At 39.9% G+C, this 20538-nt stretch carries 14 protein-coding genes; 13 read left to right on the top strand and 1 reads right to left on the bottom strand.

The genetic code is table 11. The features are described 5' to 3' along the window. Nucleotides 1–98: 98 nt before the first annotated feature. The 5 genes from EL17_RS10775 (at nt 99) to EL17_RS10755 (ending at nt 6746) form a co-directional block, all read left to right on the top strand. Nucleotides 99–1691, top strand: a complete 1593-nt coding sequence (locus EL17_RS10775; protein ID WP_035073760.1) for a RagB/SusD family nutrient uptake outer membrane protein — start codon at nt 99–101, stop codon at nt 1689–1691. A gap of 72 nt (nt 1692–1763) precedes the next feature. Beyond that, a complete protein-coding gene (locus EL17_RS10770) occupies nt 1764–3179 on the top strand; it encodes a hypothetical protein (RefSeq protein ID WP_035073758.1) in 1416 nt (471 codons plus the stop codon). 90 nt (nt 3180–3269) lie between these two features. Then, a complete protein-coding gene (galB, locus tag EL17_RS10765; protein ID WP_084166194.1) occupies nt 3270–5711 on the top strand; it encodes a beta-galactosidase GalB in 2442 nt (813 codons plus the stop codon). Nucleotides 5712–6164: 453 nt separating this feature from the next. Continuing rightward, nucleotides 6165–6434 (top strand): hypothetical protein, encoded by a 270-nt coding sequence (locus EL17_RS10760; protein ID WP_035073755.1) that lies wholly within the window; start codon nt 6165–6167, stop codon nt 6432–6434. Between the two features lie 15 nt (nt 6435–6449). Further along, nucleotides 6450–6746, top strand: coding sequence for a hypothetical protein (locus EL17_RS10755; RefSeq protein WP_035073752.1), 297 nt, complete (start codon nt 6450–6452; stop codon nt 6744–6746). Between the two features lie 150 nt (nt 6747–6896). Here EL17_RS10755 and EL17_RS10750 read toward each other — a convergent pair whose 3' ends face one another. Beyond that, nucleotides 6897–8327, bottom strand: coding sequence for a PQQ-dependent sugar dehydrogenase (locus EL17_RS10750; protein ID WP_035073749.1), 1431 nt, complete (start codon nt 8325–8327; stop codon nt 6897–6899). A 146-nt stretch (nt 8328–8473) separates the two neighbouring features. Between EL17_RS10750 and EL17_RS22635 the strand changes: the two genes are divergently transcribed. The 8 genes from EL17_RS22635 to EL17_RS10715 all read left to right on the top strand — a co-directional run bounded on the left by EL17_RS22635 (nt 8474) and on the right by EL17_RS10715 (nt 20521). Beyond that, nucleotides 8474–10264 (top strand): DUF2207 domain-containing protein, encoded by a 1791-nt coding sequence (locus tag EL17_RS22635; RefSeq protein ID WP_051719950.1) that lies wholly within the window; start codon nt 8474–8476, stop codon nt 10262–10264. Nucleotides 10265–10593: 329 nt separating this feature from the next. Next, a complete protein-coding gene (locus tag EL17_RS10740; protein ID WP_035073746.1) occupies nt 10594–10926 on the top strand; it encodes a hypothetical protein in 333 nt (110 codons plus the stop codon). 153 nt (nt 10927–11079) lie between these two features. After that, nucleotides 11080–12912, top strand: a complete 1833-nt coding sequence (locus EL17_RS10735) for an ABC transporter ATP-binding protein (protein WP_084166192.1) — start codon at nt 11080–11082, stop codon at nt 12910–12912. 54 nt (nt 12913–12966) lie between these two features. Beyond that, nucleotides 12967–13629: a class I SAM-dependent methyltransferase gene (locus EL17_RS10730; protein WP_051719949.1), complete on the top strand. Its 663-nt coding sequence runs from the start codon at nt 12967–12969 to the stop codon at nt 13627–13629. 73 nt (nt 13630–13702) lie between these two features. Beyond that, on the top strand, nt 13703–14104 hold the full coding sequence (locus EL17_RS10725; RefSeq protein WP_035073743.1) for a hypothetical protein: 402 nt from the start codon (nt 13703–13705) through the stop codon (nt 14102–14104). 714 nt (nt 14105–14818) lie between these two features. Continuing rightward, nucleotides 14819–14947, top strand: a complete 129-nt coding sequence (locus tag EL17_RS24180) for a hypothetical protein (protein ID WP_262482683.1) — start codon at nt 14819–14821, stop codon at nt 14945–14947. Between the two features lie 235 nt (nt 14948–15182). Beyond that, nucleotides 15183–18593 carry a SusC/RagA family TonB-linked outer membrane protein gene (locus EL17_RS10720; protein ID WP_084166191.1) on the top strand — a complete coding sequence of 1137 codons (3411 nt, stop codon included), beginning with the start codon at nt 15183–15185 and terminating at the stop codon, nt 18591–18593. A 59-nt stretch (nt 18594–18652) separates the two neighbouring features. Next, nucleotides 18653–20521, top strand: a complete 1869-nt coding sequence (locus tag EL17_RS10715) for a RagB/SusD family nutrient uptake outer membrane protein (RefSeq protein WP_240485976.1) — start codon at nt 18653–18655, stop codon at nt 20519–20521. The last annotated feature ends 17 nt before the right edge of the window (nt 20522–20538 follow it).

Genomic DNA, 20538 nt, shown 5'->3' with positions numbered 1-20538 from the left:
GGTATGAACCCTAAGGGGGGCGGTCAGGGATATATGCAAAAGTTCATGCTGACTATTGGTAAAGGACATATTAAGACCATTGTAAAAAATTTAAACAGATGACAAATATAAAGATATATCTATTCGCTATAGGCATAACCGCCACAGTTGCTTGTACAGGTGATTTTCTGGATACTGAGCCGATTACCCAGCTTACCGATGAAAATTTCTATAGAACTACAGATGATGCCTACCGGGCTTTGGTGGGTAACTATGAAGGTCTGCACATGATTTGGGCAGAAGGTGTAAGTTTTCCAGTTGCTTCTGAAATACTATCTGACAATGCCTTTGGTGGAACAGGTGCGGCAGATGGGTTTGGATACCAAATGCTGGATGAGTTTGACCGGTCCCGTTCTACAGCCGACCAAAATCTCTTTCAGGCCAACTGGGCAGCTTATTATGGTGCCGTGTTTCGATGTAATTCTTTTTTGGAAAGAATGGATCAAATCGATTGGGAGGGTAATGATCAACTTAGGGTCACATATGAAGCGGAAACCAGGTTTTTAAGAGCTTTTCTTTATTTTGATATGGTCAGACTTTGGGGCAATATACCATTGCTGACCAGCCCTTCCCCTGACAATGTTCCACAGGCTGACCCTGTAGAGGTTTATAGGGCCATAGCTGAGGATTTACAGTTTGCCGCAGAAAATCTGAACCCTGTTCCATTTGCCGCACAAGTTCCGGCTGAATTTGGAAGAGCCACCAAATGGGCTGCCCAGGCACTCATAGGTCGTGTATACCTTTATTATACTGGTTATTACCAACAGGTGGATCTGGCTGGGGTGATCAGCCGTGACCAGGCAATGGCTTATCTGGAAGACGTAATTACCAATAGTGGTCATGGTCTGGTAGAGGATTTTGCTCATTTATGGCCAGCAGCCTCTTTAGAAGATTATGCAGGAGAAAGGAATTTAGAGAATATATTTAATATACGCTATACCTATACCAGTGACTATGACGGTAATACAGATGGAAACCACTGGATGGTAATGTTGGGGATTAGAGAGCAATCATTCTTTCCTTATGGAAGAGGATGGGGAGGCGGTACGGTAAATCCTCGTTTGTATAGCGCATATAATGCTAATGATACAAGAAGAGAAGCAAGTATCATAGCTATACAGGAAGAAGGTTTACCCTTTACTAACCAGACCCGCCAAAGAGAATATACAGGATATTATAATAAAAAGTATTCACCTATGGTAAATGAGGAAGGAAGGGATTTACCTCTAGATTTCGGGGCTCCCAATCACATGATAGGGCAGTTTCAGGATTATATAGTCATACGATATGCTGATGTGCTGCTGATGGCTGCCGAACTGGGAAGCGGCAATGCCCAAACTTATTTAAATGACGTAAGGAGACGGGCGTATGGTAATAACTTTAGCCAAGTATCGGTCAATGCAGCCAATATTTTAGCGGAAAGGAGATTTGAATTTGCGGGAGAAGGCATCAGGTATTGGGATCTGCTCAGACAGGGGATAAATGTAGCGGCAAGTACTATCAGTGAATCGACCACTGTACTGAATGCAGGTGCTCCCGTGGCCAAAGTTATTTCTGAAGGCAATATTATACAAACAAACGGCCTGCAGCAGATCCCCAACAATCAGATTTTGCTATCAGATAGAGTTTTGCAGCAGAATCCAGGTTGGTAATTTAATCCTATCATTTAAAAAGATGGCCTGCCCTATCTATATACTTTGGTGTGGGCTTAAAATATTTTAATTATGAAAAGCTATAGAAAATTACTTGCGCTGATTTTCATACCGATGGCCTTTGTAGCATCGTGTATCGTAGATGACCAATATGATTTAGGCGAATTGTTAGACCCTTCCCAGATACATTTCAGGGTGGTCCAGGATTATGATGTAGATCCAGGGGGAAATACGGTAATCCTCATCAATGATACCCCGGAAACGGTATCGATATGGGATTATGGGACTGGTAGATCCAACCGTCAGATAGATACGGTAAGATTTGCCTTCCAAGGAGAGTACGAAATCAGATTTTCTGCTATGACAGGTGGCGGAATAGTAGAAATGGAACCAGTTACGATTGAAGTCACCCAAGACAATCTTAACTATGTGGACGACCCCATGTGGACTGCACTTTCAGGAGGAGTGGGTGAAGAGAAAACTTGGATCCTGGATATAGATGCCCGATACTTTAACGGGCCATTATACTTTTATGGTACAGACAATGGCTATCTGGCGGAAGGCGGACCTTGGGAAGGTGGAGATACAGGTTGCTATGGGGACGATTGCTGGGCATGGGAACCAGATTATGAAGGTAATCAGTGGCTGATGGATTATGGAGACTATGGTACCATGACTTTTAATTTACGGGGAGGTCCCTTTGTAACGGTGAACCATCTGATGCTGCCCAATAGAGGGGTAGAACAGGGAACGTACTTCTTGGATGTAAACAACAAAACCCTGACCATGACTGGTGCTGCCCCGCTTCATAACCAAGGGAATGCGGCTTGTGTGTCCAATTGGGGTGATATCCGGATAATGTCGATTACGGATGAAACGCTACAGATAGCAGTACTCAGAAGAGACTCCTGCGATGGCCCTGCCTTATTGGTGTATAATTTTGTTTCACAGGAATATGTAGATAATTGGCAGCCTGGAGAGGAAGAAGACGAAGGGCCTGATGAGGGATTTGACCCTGAATTTGATTCTGGAGAATTGCTTAATTTACTCACAGGAGGACCATCTTCTGGGAGGAAATGGTACCTGGATGGTGAGGGCAATCCTGTAGACTGGATATCAGCTGGTAAGGGTTGGACTTCTTCCTATGAGGATTCCTATGATTGGGGATGGAACGGTGATTGGACAGCAATAGCCCAAACGTCGTATATTCAATTCGACCGATTTGGCGGACAGAATAATTATACCCGAAATCAAAACGGACAGATTTTCACCGGTACCTTTATTATAAATGAGGCCACCAATGAAATTACACTCAGTGATAACAATACACTCATACAAAACCCCGGTCACTGGATGAGTCCATCGGCGGGTACCATTAGGGTAGTCAAAGCCTTTCCTGGAGAATCCACCAGCAAGGGGATCTGGTTTGGTACCAGCTATGATGAAGATGGAGATGAATGGTTATCTTTCCATTATATTTTAAGGTAATCAATAGCTCTCAAACCTATTGGAGACAATCTGCCCAATGGTAGGCAGGTTGTCTTCTTATTCTTAGTCCTATCTAATTTATCTGTAATTATGACTCCCCGACATATACCTGTGTTTTATTATCCCCTGTGGCTTAGTCTATTCATACTCTGCAATGGCCATACCTGCCAGCCACATGAGATAGAGGAAGACCGTAGACATTTGTTTACAGAATCATGGAAATTTTCACTTGATGCTCCGGATGATGCTTACAGGACAGATCTGGATGATTCAGGCTGGCGAACCCTCGATCTGCCCCATGACTGGAGCATAGAAGGGAACTTTTCTAAAGATCATCCTGCAGGGTATGGAGGAGGTGCTTTACCTGGAGGTATAGGCTGGTATAGGAAGTCTTTTTTACTTTCTGAAGATGATAAAGGTAAGGTGATTTATATAGATTTTGATGGAGTTTATCAAGAAAGTGAGGTATATATTAATGGTCAGTTATTAGGTAAAAGGCCAAATGGATATATTTCTTTCCGGTATGAACTAACTGACTACCTCCACTATGATGGGATACCAAATGTGATAGCCGTAAAAGCTGACAATTCACTGCAACCCAATTCTAGGTGGTATTCCGGTTCAGGTATTTACAGGAATGTATGGATGGTGAAAACACATCCTTTACATGTAGATCATTGGGGCACTTTTGTGACTACTCCTCATATAAACACGACCTCAGCTACCATAAAGATAAATACAACCGTCAGAAACAGTAAAAACGTAACAGGAACTTTTACACTACAGTCTGCTCTATTGGACCAGGACGGAAATGAGGTAGCTAGCATTAAAAATGATAATATTACCATCATTGCTGACAAAAATGAAGTGGTACAAAACTTACATATAACCACTCCCCAACTTTGGAGTACATCCCAACCATACCTATATAAAGTAGTCTCCTCGGTATATTTAGATGGCAATATGGTAGACAGGTACGAGACGCCCATAGGCATCAGGTATTTCAGTTTTGATCCTAAGGTGGGGTTCACCTTAAATGGAGAGAAAATGATCATCAAAGGTGTCAACAATCACCACGACTTAGGAGCATTGGGAGCTGCCGTGAATACGCGGGCTTTGGAGAGGCAGTTGGAGATACTTAAAGGTATGGGAGTAAACGGTATCCGTACGGCACACAATCCACCTACACCTGAATTATTGGACCTTTGTGACCGCATGGGGTTTATAGTCATGGATGAAGCTTTTGATATGTGGTCAAAATCAAAAAGTAAATTTGATTATAGCCGCCACTGGGAGGCATGGCATGAACAGGATCTAAGGGATATGATGAAAAGAGATAGGAACCATCCCAGTGTTTTTATATGGAGTATCGGGAATGAAATTCCGGAGCAGTGGGAAGATACAGGATTGCTAATAGCCAATAGATTGGGTAAAATAGCAAAAGAAATGGATCCTACCCGGCCTATAACTGCCGGATTGAACCATCCATATCCGGACAATTCTATTTACAGGTCAGGGGCATTGGATTTGGTAGGTTTTAATTATCATCATGAGGATTTCGAAACCTTTCCTGATGTTTTTCCAGGTGAGAAGTTCATCGGGGCCGAGACCACATCTGCCCTTGCTACAAGAGGACATTATGATATGCCTTCAGATAGTATCAGAAGATGGCCCATCAGGTGGGATCAAAAATTCATCGAAGGTAATCAGGACCTCACTGTTTCTGCTTATGACCATGTCAGTGCCCCATGGGGATCTACTCATGAAGAGACTTGGAAATTGATTAAAAAGCATGATTTTCTGAGCGGCATGTACATATGGACGGGATTTGATTATCTAGGAGAACCTACACCTTATGAATTCCCAGCCAGAAGTTCTTTTTTTGGAGTGGTAGATCTGGCAGGCTTTCCCAAAGACTCATATTATATGTACCAAAGTGAATGGACGAAGGATACTGTTCTTCATGTTTTTCCCCATTGGAACTGGGAAGTTGGTCAAAAAGTAGATGTATGGGCTTATTATAACAATGCTGATGAGGTAGAACTTTTTTTAAATGAAAAATCGCAGGGTATCAAAAAGAAGCAAGGTGATGAGTTGCATGTCATGTGGAAGTTAGATTTTCAGCCAGGTACTATTCGAGCAGTGTCTAGATCTGCTGGAAGGGAAGTAAAGAGAAAAGAAATAGAAACAGCCGGGAGACCGGTAAAAATCGTAATGGAAGCTGATCGGTCGGACTTAAAAGCTGATGGAAAGGATATGGCTTTCATTACGGTGAAAGTTTTGGATAAAGATGGAAATATGGTGCCCCGTGCCGAGAATCTCATCCGCTTTGAAATAAATGGGAATGCCACCATAGCTGCCACAGATAATGGTGACCCTACAGACCTGTCATCTTTTCAGTCTCATCAGCGCAAATTATTTAATGGTCTTGCCATGGTCTTTATCAAAACCACCAAAGTAGGAGGATCAGTAATACTCCGTGCCCATGGAGATGGATTAGAAAATGCGACGATCGAACTTGTCTCTCAGTAACAACCTACTGTCCATATATAGCATTCGAACTTATATTACAGAACTTGATTATGGACATTGAAACAGATTGTTTTATTGGGGATCATGAAAAGGATTTCATCTGTTTATAATTGTTTTTTTAAAGGCCATAACTTGTATGGTGACAATGGAAACAAGATGGAATCTCGCTTCCGCCGACATTCATGCCAGTGTGTAAGGTTCTCCTCATGCTCGATTTCATCAAAGATTAATTTAGTGTTAAGAATAAATATCAATTAGGCCTATTATATAGCCGTCATGTAACGGTCTATATGCGCCTATTATGATAAAATTTTTCTGGTCCTAACAATATGTCAGCTTATACTAATTTTACATTAAAAATACTTTTAAAATGATAACTTAAAGTTAACCGTGAATTAAGAGGGGTTAGTCTGGTAATGGATATTTTTACATACAAATTAATCTGGTTGATATATGGAAAAAGTCATTGATAACAAATCGCTTAGTCAGTACCTAAGTTTGGTGGTAAAAATGATCAGTAAAGATAGGTTGACTACAAAAGAAAAAGAGTCAATGGATCAATTAAAAAATAAAGTTGACCCTGATGGCACGTTGGCCAAGGAACTGATGGACTCTTGGAGCAAAGCAGAAGCTAAATGTATCCAGGAAGCCAGTGCTTTAACCAAAGCATCTAAATCAGAAAAGCATCCATTTATTAATTTTTTGAAGAAATTAAGATTTTAAATAATATCCAACATAATGGGAAATTTAATCGAAAGTAAGGATAATGCACAATACTTACGTCTCCTGATAAAGAAAATCAGTAAAGGAAGGTTAAGTGCTGAGGAATCAAAAGATTTTGCTGATCTTAAAAATAGAATTGATGCAGATAGCCACATCGAAAGAGAGCTTACTGAAGAGTGGGGCAAAGCAGAGAACTACTACCTCTCAGACCGTTTGCTCTCCAATCCAATAAAGGTACAGTCCTATAATATGATGCAACCCAAGCATTACCTTATAAACCTCACTGGAAGGATTATATCTGCTTTTTTATGATACGGTTTATACTGGTAAACCATGGGTTGATTAATGTGTCGTCCTTTTAATGTCCAAATACGTTGAATGTCAATTATTAATGGAGTATGATTGTTGTTCAGTTTGGTAAGCCTGATCAACCATTATCCTTATTCACTTAAACTTTGATTGTTATTGATCTTTATATCGGTATTCGATAACTGCACCTTTATCTTTTAAATTTTGTGGGTTTTCTTCAGAAGGTCCAGAAGTTTTTTCTGAATTATCAGTAATTAAATAGATCTTAAGGCCATCAGGAGATACAGCTACATCTCTATATCGGACAGCAGCTTCAAAAAGCTTAGAAACTTTTTCGACTTTTTGGCCATCTTTGCTTAATTTCAGTCTGTAAAGACAGCCTTGGTTCAGGGAAGTGACCAGTAGGGAGTGCTGCCAGTATGGAATGGCTTCCGAGCTATAGGCGGCTATTCCTGAATGGGCCACTGATTCCCAATCTGCACTTTCACCCGAACTTTCTTTTTTCAATATATCCATTAGCGACGTTTGATCCAAGGGATAGAAGCTGTGTATAGGTTCTTTAAAATTCTGTAACTTCAGGGACATTTCTTTTTCATTATTGATTTGCGGATAAGTAGTATTCCATATTCCAGGAAGCTCATTTCTGTCGGTGACCCCAGCAGCCAGCCCATCATAATTACCATCTGCATAACCTATTATTAAGGGATGTCCATAGTTGGTTCTTCTTGCTATGATGTTTATTTCATCATCAGAAAACGGTCCATGATCTGATCCATAAATGATATCTTTACCTTCTATTGATATGGCAACCAGACCTTGGGTATTTCTGACCCCTATGCTCCAAACTGCAGTTTTTTTCTCGTTTCCATAAGGATTGTCTTTCGGTATCCAGCTTCCCTCTTCATTAGGTTCGAGATTAAATCTTAGAATTTTCCCTTCATAGTAATTTGTATCCTGGGCATGATTATTCCTCGCGGCATTTTGATACTGTCCTGCTCCCATATCACCTACACTGTAAATTAGATAATAATCACCATCGATATGCGATATTAACATCCTGCCCCCGTTGTGGTCATTGCTACCGGGAATGGTGTCTGTGATGACTTGAGGATCGGACAAGGTGTGGTCTTGCTGATCGTAAGTGTACCTTACCAGCTTTGTTTTAAAATAATTTCCCTGGTTACCGATAGGGGCATCCTCTCCCTGGCTTTCAATATACTCATGTACATAGGCTACATAGATATAAGGGAAACCCAGCAATAGCTGTGGATGGAGCGCCATACCCATCAGCCCGCCCTGAGGCCAAGGTTTGTTCTTGCTTCTTTCAAAATTTTTATCCTTACTCACATCCAATACAGTCCTTCGTTTACCGTTTTCTGGATTGATCCTTAATACTTTATAACTTTTTGATTCTGTGACCCAGAGATGGTCATCTGGCCCATATATGATATTCCATGGATCCTCCAGACGATCCACCAGTATTCTTTTTTCAAATTGCTCGGCTTGCTGCGCTCTGCATAATGGAGAGATGGCAAGGGAGAAGAAGAAAAAATTAAATAAAAATTTAGAATGATGTAAAGACATAGGTGAATGGCCAGTTTAAATGCCATAAACAAATTTCCTGCCCAAGGAATTAAATATATAATTTGATTGTGAAAATGCTATTTCATTATAACTTTTTTATACTAAATTTTCCTTCTAAATTTATTATTAGAAAATATTGCCACCTTATGTTATTAAATAAAAATATTCTCCTGTTCCTATTGATCAGCTGTTTTTGTTTTCAGGTCGAAGCAAAAAAAAGTTTTCAGATAAAAAGGGTGCATATAGAAGCAGAAGTGCATCCCAATGGATCAATGACTGTGTCGGAAACCCGGACATATCATTTTAATGGTAAGTTTACCTATGCATACAGGCAGTTTCCTCATCATGAAGGTGTTCGGGTAACTGATTTTAAGGTGATGGCAGACGGCAGACATCTCCCACTTTCAGATAAAGAAGAGCAGGGACATTTTGTAATAGTTGAAAAAAACAAATATATAGAAGTAGGGTGGTCATTTGAGGCAAGGGATGAAGCAAAAGAATTTACCATCACCTATACGGTAGAGGATATCATAAAACGTCATGAAGATGTAGCAGTCCTGTATTATAAATTTATAGACAGCCAATGGAAGGTGGATCAACAAAATGTATCCCTTACCATTCGGTATAGCGGACCTTATGAAGAATTGCCTGCTAACAGACATTGGCTGCATGGGCCAGCACATGCCTATTCAGAAATAGGAGCGGATGGGGAGATAGTGGTGCAAAGCCATTCAGTTTCAAAAAAAGATATTTTAGAGGTCAGAGCGCTTTACCCTCCCCAATGGTTTCAGGAGGTATTTCAGATAAATAATGAAGTGGCTGCAGCGATCATGGCAGAAGAGAAATTATGGGCAGATGAGACTAATGAACGAAGACTTGCCGCCTTAGATCGCCAAGCCAGTTTTGATAAATTATATGAATGGGCACCATATACCATCTTTTTACTATATGCCCTAGTATTGGCTATTGTCTTTTGGATATTCAAAACATACCATTCAAAGGAAGATGTTTCTAAAACAACTACTACACATACCAAGCCTCCTACAGACCTACACCCCGCGCTGATCAATTATTTGCTTTATGGATATCAGCTTGGAAATGAAATTAATGCCACACTTTATCTACTGGCACAAAAAAAGATAATTACCATAGAAGATAGAAACGAAGAAGACAAAAACCTTACCAAGCAGTTATTTTGGATATTGAACAGCGACCAATACGATAGGCAGAAAGAAGGGTTGAAAAGTTTTGAAATAGAAGTGATAGATTATCTTTTTGCGGGTGGGATAAAAGAAATCAGATTTACTGATATGGCCAAATCGCCAATGGCTTTACACCGCATGACCACAAAGTTTAACCAACAGGTAACAGCCTATGGGAGAACTTTAGGCATATGGAACAGAGATAGTGTAAAAGGGATGTGGATCATGGTAGGTCTATCTGCCATGTTATTTCTTCTTTTTATGGTTTCAATAATATTTTTCAAAATATGGAGTCTTTTTGTTTTCCTTCTATGTATAGTAGTGGTGGTGCTGACCACGATGATCCGACATCGCAGTAAAAGTTACCAGGAAGCTTACTATAAATGGATAAGTTATAGAAAATACCTAAAAAGCATATTAGGGCAAAAAAGTAATATGGCAATCAACTATGAATTGGTCAATGAACATTTGGTCTATGGTACTGTTTTTGGACTGACTAAAAATCAGATGGTCAGATTGTTAAATTCTGTTCCCCGATCCAGCTATCACCATTACCTATACTGGTATGTGATATTATATGGTAATAGAATACAGCCTGGCTCTATGTCCAAAACGATCAGCAATATGGCAGGAACCATTGCAGGTACTCAGATGAGTTCTGTAGGAGGGACAGGTGGTGGGGCTTCTTTTGGAGGCGGAGGTGGTTTTTCGGCAGGTGGGGGAGGAGCTAGATGATTTGGGGTTTAATGTTAGTTATATATATATATAGCCATCATCTTTGGGGTAAAATTATGTGCAACCAATTTACAGCACTTTTGCTTATAGGGATGATTTAATCTGTTTATATTTTGTTTTTCAATGGTCATAACTTGTCCTCTACCGGAGGTCGGGATATCCTGTCATGAATTTATTCGGGAGAATCTCGCATGCTTTATAATCATGGCATGGTGTGAAGTTTACTTCATGCTCGATTTGATATATTATATTTTTTTCGGTAGGTAAGTGGCTGAATTGCTTCCAAAAAGAGTTTATCATAGAATAGTTACAAATTTTAATTTCACCCCATGTTGGAACAAGCTACCATTATTGCCCTTATAGTATATTTTATTAAGGCTTCCACCTGGAAAGGCATGATTTTCTATAATCAAAAAGAAAAGTTGGTTTGGCTGCCTTCATACATAAAAAAGCCTTTTTTTGATTGTCCGGTATGCATGACACCGTGGTGGGGTATAATCGTATATTTGTTGGCACATTTTAGCGGAATAGCGGAGTTCAGTGTACTGACCATAGCACGACTGATTTTTACCGTCATGGTGTCTGCTGGGATTAATACAGTGATTTTGCTGCTGAATAAAATTTACGATCAGATGCATAATCTAAAAAAGCTACCTGAGTGATAGGTAGATATGATTAAACTATTGGATTTCAATGAAGGATCATTCTATAATCCATTTACGGTTATCAAGCTATGCCAATAGGCAGGAATCTGGATCAGATTTATATTGAAGCTTTATTATATTCGCTACATTGCATTAAACATTCAGTCTACCTTGCCTAAGCCAAAAAAATCTATCCAGCCATCTGCATTCAATTTTAAAGAGGGGTTAGCTTCATTAAAATTTGTGCCCCGGTTTTTTCGTGAAATTAGAAAAGTAAACCCACTGCTTTTTTATACAAACATTTTTTGCCGGTTGGTAAATGCGGCCTTGCCTGTAGTGATGTTATGGGTAGGGAAATTAATCATCGATGAGGTAGTGCTTCAGATAGCAGCAGAAACGGGAGATTTAAGTAGACTATGGTTTCTGGTAGGTTTGGAGTTTGGTTTAGCTATTCTTTCCGACTTGCTGAGCAGAGGCATCAGCTTATCTGATGCTTTGCTAGGTGATCAATATTCCATCAATACATCGGTCAGAATCATAAAAAAAACATCCGAACTAAACCTGGATCAGCTTGAGGATTCCGAATTTTATGATAAACTGGAGCGGGCCCGACAGCAGACCAACGGCCGCGTGGGGTTGATGTCTAATATCTTGACCCAAGGAGAAGATATTATAGTCATTCTTTCCCTACTGATAGGGGTGGTATCCTTCGAACCCTGGCTGATTATGCTACTTCTATTTTCCATAGTACCGACCATTATCAATGAGATAAAATTTAGCGGGACAAGCTATTCTTTAGCCCGGAGCTGGACCCAGGAAAGAAGGGAACTGGACTATTTAAGATATGCGGGGGCTAGTGATGTGACAGCAAAAGAAGTGAAGCTCTTTGGGCTTTCAAACTACCTGGCTGACAGGTTCAAAGTCCTATCCGATAAATATTATCATAAGAGTAAACATTTGGCCAAACAGCGGGCAGGGTGGGGTGCCGTATTTAATATCATAGGTACTGGGGCATATTATGGAGCATATATTGTTATTGTTTTTAGAACGGTAGCTGGTATTTTTTCGCTGGGTGATCTGACATTTTTATCCGGATCATTCAATAGACTAAGGGGAAAATTACAGGGTTTTTTTACCCGATTTACTGCAATAACCGAAAGTGCCCTGTACCTTCAGGATTATTTTGAATTTCTGGAATTAAAAAATTCGCATGGTGATGTCGACTATAAATTGCCACTTCCCAATAAGATTAAACAGGGATTTAAGTTTGTAAATGTGGGCTTCAAATACCCGAAATCAGATACTTGGGTGGTACGGCATATATGTTTTGATCTTAAAGTAGGAGAGAAAATGGCTTTTGTAGGAGAAAATGGCGCAGGTAAGACCACTCTGATCAAACTCTTGCTACAGTTTTATGTTCCCACGGAAGGAGAAATTTTCTTGGACGGTATACCGGTTAAGCAATATGATCAGGTAGCATACCAGCAATATTTTGGCGTGATTTTTCAAGATTTTGTGAAGTTTGAACTGACCATCCGTGAAAACATAGCCATGGGGGAAATTTCTGAAATCCATAATCAGCCGCGCATTGATGGAGCTGCTGAAAAGAGTCTGGCTGACCAGGTGATAACAGATCTGCCTATGGGATATGAGCAGCCTTTGGGGAAAAGGTTTAAACGTGGTAAAGACCTATCCGGAGGTCAGTGGCAGAAGATTGCCATCGCCCGTGCGTATATGAAAGATGCTGAGGTACTCATTTTGGATGAGCCTACCTCCGCATTGGATGCCAGAGCAGAAACAGAAGCTTTTGATAGATTCATCAAACTTACCGAAGGCAAAACCGCTGTGATTATTTCTCATAGGTTCAGTACCGTAAGAATAGCTGACAGGATCATGGTACTTAAAGCCGGTACGGTATTAGAGATCGGAACGCATGAAGAATTGATGGTGAATGACAAGCTGTATGCCGAATTGTTTCATCTTCAGGCAGCAGGGTATCAATAGCGGTTTTTGAGGATATAGGTGAGTGAAGAGCTCACTATTATAAAATTTTATTATATGCGTGCAAACTATGATACTATAGCAAAATATTATGATTTCTTTTCTAGGATTGTATTTGGTCGTTCGATTAGGAAATCACAACTTTATTTATTGCAACACATCAGACCTGGAACCACTATTTTGATAATAGGTGGAGGGACTGGATGGATATTGGAGGATATTACGGCGTTACATGCATCAGGATTGCGCATCACTTATGTTGAACAGTCTGTGAGTATGATGGAGCGGTCACAAAAGAGGAACATTGGATCGAACAAAGTGAAATTCGAATGTAAGCCTATACAGGACTGCACACTTATAGGGAGATATGATGTGGTCCTTGTCCCTTTTCTGTTTGATAATTATGCAGTAGCCTCTATAGAATTAATAATTCAAACAATAGAACCACACCTCACCGGTACAGGTGTATGGCTTTATGCAGACTTCACTTTGCATAATTGCCGTATTTGGACAAAATTATTGGTAAAGCTCATGTATCTTATTTTTAAACCTATTTGTAATCTTGAAGTTCGTACATTACCGGACATATCTTTCTGCTTCGATAGGAACCACTATAGCGCCATACATGAGGCATCCTTCTATTCCGGTTTTATAAGCTCCATCGTTTACCAAAAGTCCTTACCTATATGTGACCATAATAATACATTGATAAATATATAACTATAGCACGCAGATTGCATGAGTTACCATTTTTACCTATATTATTATTTATTGTAAACATATCCCTTTTGTCATGAAAATAGAATTGCCGATAAATGATTTGCAGACGATGATCAATAAAAAGTCCCAAGAAGTGATGTTGGAAGCTATGGATGAGAATAAGATCAGGGTCAGGATCAGAAAGTTTAAGACCAATACACTGCTTGAGGTAAGTATCATAGATAAAAGCGCCAGTGCAGTACGGCTAGAATATAGGATTATCAACGGTGTCATGGCTAGACTTTTTAACGTATTGGGCATATTAAAATCCTTTATTGACAGAATGCCTTTTGTAGAATCAGGAGGATCAAGAAATGAATACATACTGCATCCTTTCCAGATTCCAGCTTTGTCTTCTGCCCAAAAAGATTTTCTGATCAAAGATATTCGTGCAGTAAACAATACACTTATCATTGAAATAAATCCGATTATTTAGGGAGTTGATTACCGCTATTTTAGTGGCGCCTATTGACGAGTGGGTAGGGTTTTTTGATTCTTTTTTATTTATGCAAAACTTACAATTAGAGGTTAATAGGGGGATTTTTTCCGTATAAAATTCGGGGATCCTTAGAAATAGGGCAGGTAGTTGAGAATGGTCCCAGATCTGCCTACAAAAGATGGGTGTTAGTGAAATGGCTTTACATAAAACTTTATTTTATATACATCTCATTTTTTAAGAATAAGAAAAATGTAAATCCTATCTATGGCTTACTGTAGAATATTTCATTAAAGTGATAGCACCTTATCTTTCTATAATGCCTTAAATTAAATTTGGCTACAAAATAAAATTTGCTATAAATAGGACTTTAATTAGAAAGGATATGTATAGAAAAGTGGTAGATGTGAATTAATGTTATTATCATCGAAATAATACAAATTTAATTTTAAAAAAAAATTCGTTACATTGATTGTAATTTATTGATTATCAATTATTTCACTTAAGTGAAATAGAAATGTGATGTATCATTCAAAAAAAAAGGCCTATAGAGGCTTTAAACCGACTTTTTGCAGAAAAATAAGCTTTCGATTAAGCGCAATAAAATTTGTATGTATGTGATTGTTAGGTTTTTATCCTTTGGTAAGTATTTTAGATTTTTTCGACTTCTTTTTTATATTTGGTTCATACAATAACTAATAAACCCAAGATAAAATGAAGAACTTTTACTACAATCTGCATGCCCATCTGAGGGGCATATATAAGTTCATGGGAGGTAGGGTATCTCTTCAAGTAGCCGAATCTTTTTTTCATAAAAGCACTCCACCTCCTGAACAGTATTGATTCAAATTTCATAGATCCGATATAGATGTACCATACATCTTAAAAAATCGCGACAAAATTATTGAATTTTCTTTAAGCGTATAATATACACTTATCTATTGATTTTAGATTTTTAATGCTAAAGAATAGTCAGGGATGGAGGTGCTGATACAGTACTTATCAGTAAGGGAAACTAGCGTTTAGTGGTCTTACTAAAAATAAATACTACCCTAATTTAACCTTATATTAAACTAGTATGGATAAAATTTTACTATGGAAACACATTTTCTTTTCAAGAAAAACGAAGTATTTCCTAGCTGTTCAATTCATGTTCACTTTAAATTCATTTGCAGGGAATGCTTATTTAAATGAACTAAACTACATTGAAAAGGAAATTTCGGAACATGGCGATCTTAGGCTATTTACTAAGATAAACAGTTTTTCTAATGTGGGCATACCAGAAGATAGCCTTTTGAATAATACCCAACAGGAAGTGAAAGAAAGACTTTTACATAGGGCACATCCCATTAAATTTACTGCCCGACCGGATATAAATGCCGTTGCTACACCGAGAAGTATTGGCTTCGAATCAAGTTCTATACCAGCTCAAACCAATGTTTTGTTTGCAGAAATCACAGGTGTGGTAACAGATACTCAGGACAATCTCCCAATTCCCGGAGTAACAGTGACAGTTAAAGGGACTTCCCGGGGTACGGTTACAGATATGGATGGACGGTATTCTATAGACGCTTCACCTGGTGAAGTTTTAGTATTTAGATTCATAGGGTTTGCTCCCATAGAGGTGACTGTCACGCAGCAGACCGTTTTGAATATTACGCTTACCGAAGATTTTCAGGCACTTCAAGAAGTCATCGTAGTGGGCTATGCTGAGCAGAAAAAAGAAACCATTGTAGGAGCGGTGACCCAGACCAGCGGTGCAGTACTGCAACGAACAGGAGGTGTTTCCAATGTTGCTGCGGCTCTTACCGGTAACTTACCAGGCCTTATCACTACTGCGAGTACGGGTATGCCTGGAGCGGAACAGCCACAGATCCTTATTAGGGGTCAAAACAGCTGGAATGGATCTGGTCCATTGATTTTGGTGGACGGCGTAGAGCGCCCTGAATTTTTTAACAACATGGATATAGGTTCAGTGGAGTCCATATCTGTTTTGAAAGATGCTTCTGCTACTGCAGTATTTGGATCTAGGGGTGCCAATGGTGTAATCATCATTACCACTAAGCGAGGGATGGATGGAAGGGCGGAAATCACAGCATCTTTCAATACTACCGTTAAAACTGTTTCTCAATTGCCTGGCAAGTATGATTCATATGATGCCCTGAGTGTCAGGAACAGGGCCATAGAATATGAGCTGTCCAGGAGTCCTGCCAGCTGGAACCAGTTTCTACCACAGGGCGTACTGCAGATGTACCGAAATCAGACGAGTATTGAACAGGCGGAGAGATATCCAAATGTAGATTGGCAAGATGTCCTATTTAATGACTATGCCATGGCCTATAATGCCAATGTATCCTTAAGAGGAGGTACTAGAGTTACTAAGTATTTTGCCAGCATCGATTTTCAGAATGAGGGTGACATGATGCGGGATTTTGAGAATAACAGGGGATATAATCCTGGTTATGATTTTAACCGGTTAAATGTAAGGAGTAACCTGGATTTTCAGTTGACACCATCCACTGTCCTTAAAGTCAATCTAGGTGGAATATATGGGGTGAGGAAAAGCCCATGGGGCGGTGGTAACAGTACGGGGCTGTGGAGTGCAGCCTACAGTAATCCTCCCGATGCATTTGTACCCAGATATGCAGATGGGTTTTGGGGGTATTATGGACTGGATGAGCAAGCTGCTTTAAACTCTGTAAGAATACTTTCAGTAAGTGGAGTAGAATATAATACTACGGTAAACCTGATGACTAATTTTACACTAGAGCAAGATCTCGGGATGTTATTGGAAGGTTTGAGTGTCAGGGGGAATGTCTCTATTGATAATGCATTTGTAGAAAATGAAAGAGGTGTAAATGATCAGTTTAATGATTCCCAATTAAAATGGATTAATCCCAATACTGGTCAGGAGGTTTATAAACAAGCATTTGATCCAAACAGCCGGTTCGATTTTAATGAGGGGGTAGCTTGGAATCCATCAGCAGGAAATATAGCCATAGGTGGAGCTCAGCGTAGGATTTTTTATCAGGGCCAGATAAATTATGCAGGCTCTGTAGACGATAGACATAACTATACTGTCATGGGACTTGTAAACCGCCAGGAAGATGCTATCGGGAGCATGATTCCGATGTATAGAGAGGACTGGGTATTCCGTGGAACATATAATTTCAACAGGAAGTACATGTTTGAGTATAATGGAGCCTATAACGGATCAGAAAAATTTGCTCCTGATTATAGATTTGCCTTTTTCTCATCTGGTGGGCTAGGATGGGTAGTATCCGAAGAGAATTTTATGAGAAACCTCAGGTTTGTGGATTTTTTAAAGGTACGGGCCTCATATGGTGAGGTGGGAGATGATAATATCGGAGGCCGGTTTTTATTCATGAACCAATGGGCCTATGGAGATAATTCACAACTGGGCACAATAGGCTGGCAAGGCGAATACAGCCCTTATACCTGGTTCAGGGAAGACATGGTCGGTAATCCATCTGTACGGTGGGAAACAGTATATAAATATAATCTAGGAGCAGAGTACAGTTTCTTAAATGGTTTGGTAGAAGGCAGTATAGATGTATTTAGGGACAATAGGGTAGACATTTTAATGAGAGGGGATAGGGCTATTCCTGATTATTTTGGAACCGCGGCTCCAGCGGCTAATCTAGGTAGGGTTCAGACGGAGGGATTTGAAATAACTTTGGGTGTCAATCATACCTTTGCAAATGGCTTGAGATTGTTTGCTGATTTTGCTATCACCCATGCCAAAGATCAGATATTGGACCGTGATGATCCACAGTTATTGCCGGATTACCAACAGCAGAGAGGTTTTCAATTAGGTCAGGCCCGTACGCATATCAGCAGCGGATTTTATAACACTTGGGATGAGCTATATGCAAGCACTCCCCATAATACCAACAATCAAAATAAAATACCTGGCAACTATCACATCCTAGATATGAATGGGGATGGAATAATAGATGCGTATGATGTTGCCCCTTACGGTTTTTCTGGTACGCCCCAAAATACCTACAATACCAATTTAGGCTTTGAATGGAAAGGATTTAGTGGTTTTCTACAGTTTTATGGGGTTAATAATGTAACCAGACAGGTGGTGTTTAGCAGCTTGACAGGCCAAAGAAACCTGGTATATGAAGAAGGTACCTACTGGTCTAAGGATAATCCTAATCCAGACACTCCTATGCCACGATGGCTGGCCCTTGCCAGTGGTTTTAATAGTGGAAGCAGGTACTTTTTTGATGGATCATATCTCCGGCTTAAAAATGCCGAAATCGCTTACCGTTTTCAAACCAACTGGGTTAGAACGCTAGGGTTAGAAAGCCTTAGGGTTTATTTGAACGGTAACAACCTGCTCTTATGGACAGATATGCCAGATGATAGAGAGTCCAATTTTGCAGGGACGGGTTGGGCAGCACAAGGTGCTTATCCTACTGTCCGAAGATTTAACCTGGGTCTTAATGTGACATTTTAATAGCAGATATTATGAATAGGTATATAAATATTAAACAGTTGTTTAAATGTAGTTTGGTTATGGCTGCATTAATAATGGGAGCTTCCTGTGAAGATTATCTGGAAAGAACACCAGATTCCATTATATCCGAAGAGCAGGCTTTTCAGAACTTTATCAATTTTCAGGGATTTACCGAAGAGTTATATCACTGTGTTCCTAATTTCACTAATCGATACTGGACCAACTCGTGGAACTGGGGTGAAGATGAAATAGAAACCAGTGCAGGAGATTTTCATATTTCATTCAAAATAGATAGAGGAAATTTCTGGGGTTGGCAGGCGGAACACGATGGCTGGGGTGCAGGATGGATGGATAGAAACAATGCTCATACTTCTTTTCAATATGGAGATGATCCCCGTATGCTTAAAGGTTTATGGCCACTGGGGTGGTATGGTATTAGAAAGGCAAATTTAGGTTTAGCTAACCTTGATCTGATGACAGATGCTACCCAAGAGGAGAGAAACCTGATTGAAGGACAATTGTTATTTTTCAGAGGATGGTTTCACTTTATGTTTATCCAATATTTTGGGGGCCTTCCTTATATAGATGAAGTCCTGCCGGGGGACCAGCCTCTCAGGTTGCCCCGCCTAAGTTATCATGAATCAGCTGAAAATATAGCCCGAGACTTAAGAAGGGCAGCTGATTTATTACCGGTAAACTGGGATGAAACTGTAGCAGGTAGGCGAACGCTTGGTAAAAATGAATTAAGAATCAATAAAATAATGGCCCTAGGTTATTTAGGTAAAAACTTACTTTGGGCCAGTAGTCCTTTGATGAATCTGGAATCTACCGGAAGCAGAACATATAATAGTGATCTGAGTCAAAGGGCCGCTGCGGCTTTTGGTGAATTGTTAAATCTTACCGAAAGTGGATCCACTCAGTATTCACTTCTATCATTTGCTAATTATAATCGGAATTTTTATACCAGGGGGCAAAATTGGGCCATGCCAGGTGGGACTGAAGCTATATTTAGATCCCCTTATAGTGATGCGAATGATTCCAATTGGGGTACCAGTAAGCAATACATTCCGCTTATAGTAGGTGGTGGTGATGCCACCAAGTTTATGCCTACGGCTAATTATATTAAAAATTACGGCATGGCTAATGGCTTGCCTTTGCCAGAAGATATTACTCAGGCAGATCCTGAATCAGGATACGATCCTGCATATATGTGGCGCAACCGGGATCCAAGATTTTATCATGATATCATATACGATGGGGTAAGAGTAGTACAAGGATCAATGCCTCCAAATGAAGTGCAACATAGATTTGCCAATTTATTTACAGGAGGAAGCTACAGAGATGTGAGGACAGGTAGCCGAACTGGCTTTGCCAACCGGAAATTTATACCAATAGAATCAAATATGTATGATGAGGGGCATAGTTTTGGAAATAATCTACATATCAATGTCCCTTATATGAGACTGGCTGACATTTATCTCATGTATGCAGAAGCTGCTTCTATGGGATATAGTTCTCCTACGGGGAAGGCCCCCAATTTTGATAAAACGGCTGTAGATGCTATCAACGTGGTAAGAGCACGCGCCGGGGTAGCTCCAGTGAACACTAAATTTTTAGCTTCTATAAATGATTTTCTGTCAGAAGTCAGACGGGAGCGGGCAGTTGAATTATCATTTGAAAGACACCGCTTTAATGATCTTCGTCGATGGTTACTTCTGGCTGAACGGCCATATACATTAAAAACATCTTTGGAATTTGACCGCGCACCAGGGGGCTACAATTCGGAAAATCCATCTGAAAGCAGAATCGTAAACGTTCGGGAAGCGGTGATATTGGAAAGGGACTTTTCTGAACAGCATAATTGGCTGCCACTTAAGGTTTCTGATGTGACGATTTACCCTGAGTTTAGACAAAATCCAGGATGGTAATTTATGTATACCCCGTT

This window comes from Anditalea andensis (assembly GCF_000714815.1).
Lineage (GTDB): Bacteria > Bacteroidota > Bacteroidia > Cytophagales > Cyclobacteriaceae > Anditalea > Anditalea andensis.
This window is presented reverse-complemented; position numbering and strand designations above follow the sequence as displayed.

Bases quoted from the DNA above. Each gene is read 5' to 3' on its own strand.
- EL17_RS10775 (WP_035073760.1), top strand. From the start codon at position 99: ATGACAAATATAAAGATATATCTATTCGCTATAGGCATAACCGCCACA.
- EL17_RS10770 (WP_035073758.1), top strand. From the start codon at position 1,764: ATGAAAAGCTATAGAAAATTACTTGCGCTGATTTTCATACCGATGGCC.
- galB (WP_084166194.1), top strand. From the start codon at position 3,270: ATGACTCCCCGACATATACCTGTGTTTTATTATCCCCTGTGGCTTAGT.
- EL17_RS10760 (WP_035073755.1), top strand. From the start codon at position 6,165: ATGGAAAAAGTCATTGATAACAAATCGCTTAGTCAGTACCTAAGTTTG.
- EL17_RS10755 (WP_035073752.1), top strand. From the start codon at position 6,450: ATGGGAAATTTAATCGAAAGTAAGGATAATGCACAATACTTACGTCTC.
- EL17_RS10750 (WP_035073749.1), bottom strand. From the start codon at position 8,327: ATGTCTTTACATCATTCTAAATTTTTATTTAATTTTTTCTTCTTCTCC.
- EL17_RS22635 (WP_051719950.1), top strand. From the start codon at position 8,474: ATGTTATTAAATAAAAATATTCTCCTGTTCCTATTGATCAGCTGTTTT.
- EL17_RS10740 (WP_035073746.1), top strand. From the start codon at position 10,594: ATGTTGGAACAAGCTACCATTATTGCCCTTATAGTATATTTTATTAAG.
- EL17_RS10730 (WP_051719949.1), top strand. From the start codon at position 12,967: ATGCGTGCAAACTATGATACTATAGCAAAATATTATGATTTCTTTTCT.
- EL17_RS10725 (WP_035073743.1), top strand. From the start codon at position 13,703: ATGAAAATAGAATTGCCGATAAATGATTTGCAGACGATGATCAATAAA.
- EL17_RS24180 (WP_262482683.1), top strand. From the start codon at position 14,819: ATGAAGAACTTTTACTACAATCTGCATGCCCATCTGAGGGGCATATAT.
- EL17_RS10720 (WP_084166191.1), top strand. From the start codon at position 15,183: ATGGATAAAATTTTACTATGGAAACACATTTTCTTTTCAAGAAAAACG.
- EL17_RS10715 (WP_240485976.1), top strand. From the start codon at position 18,653: ATGGCTGCATTAATAATGGGAGCTTCCTGTGAAGATTATCTGGAAAGA.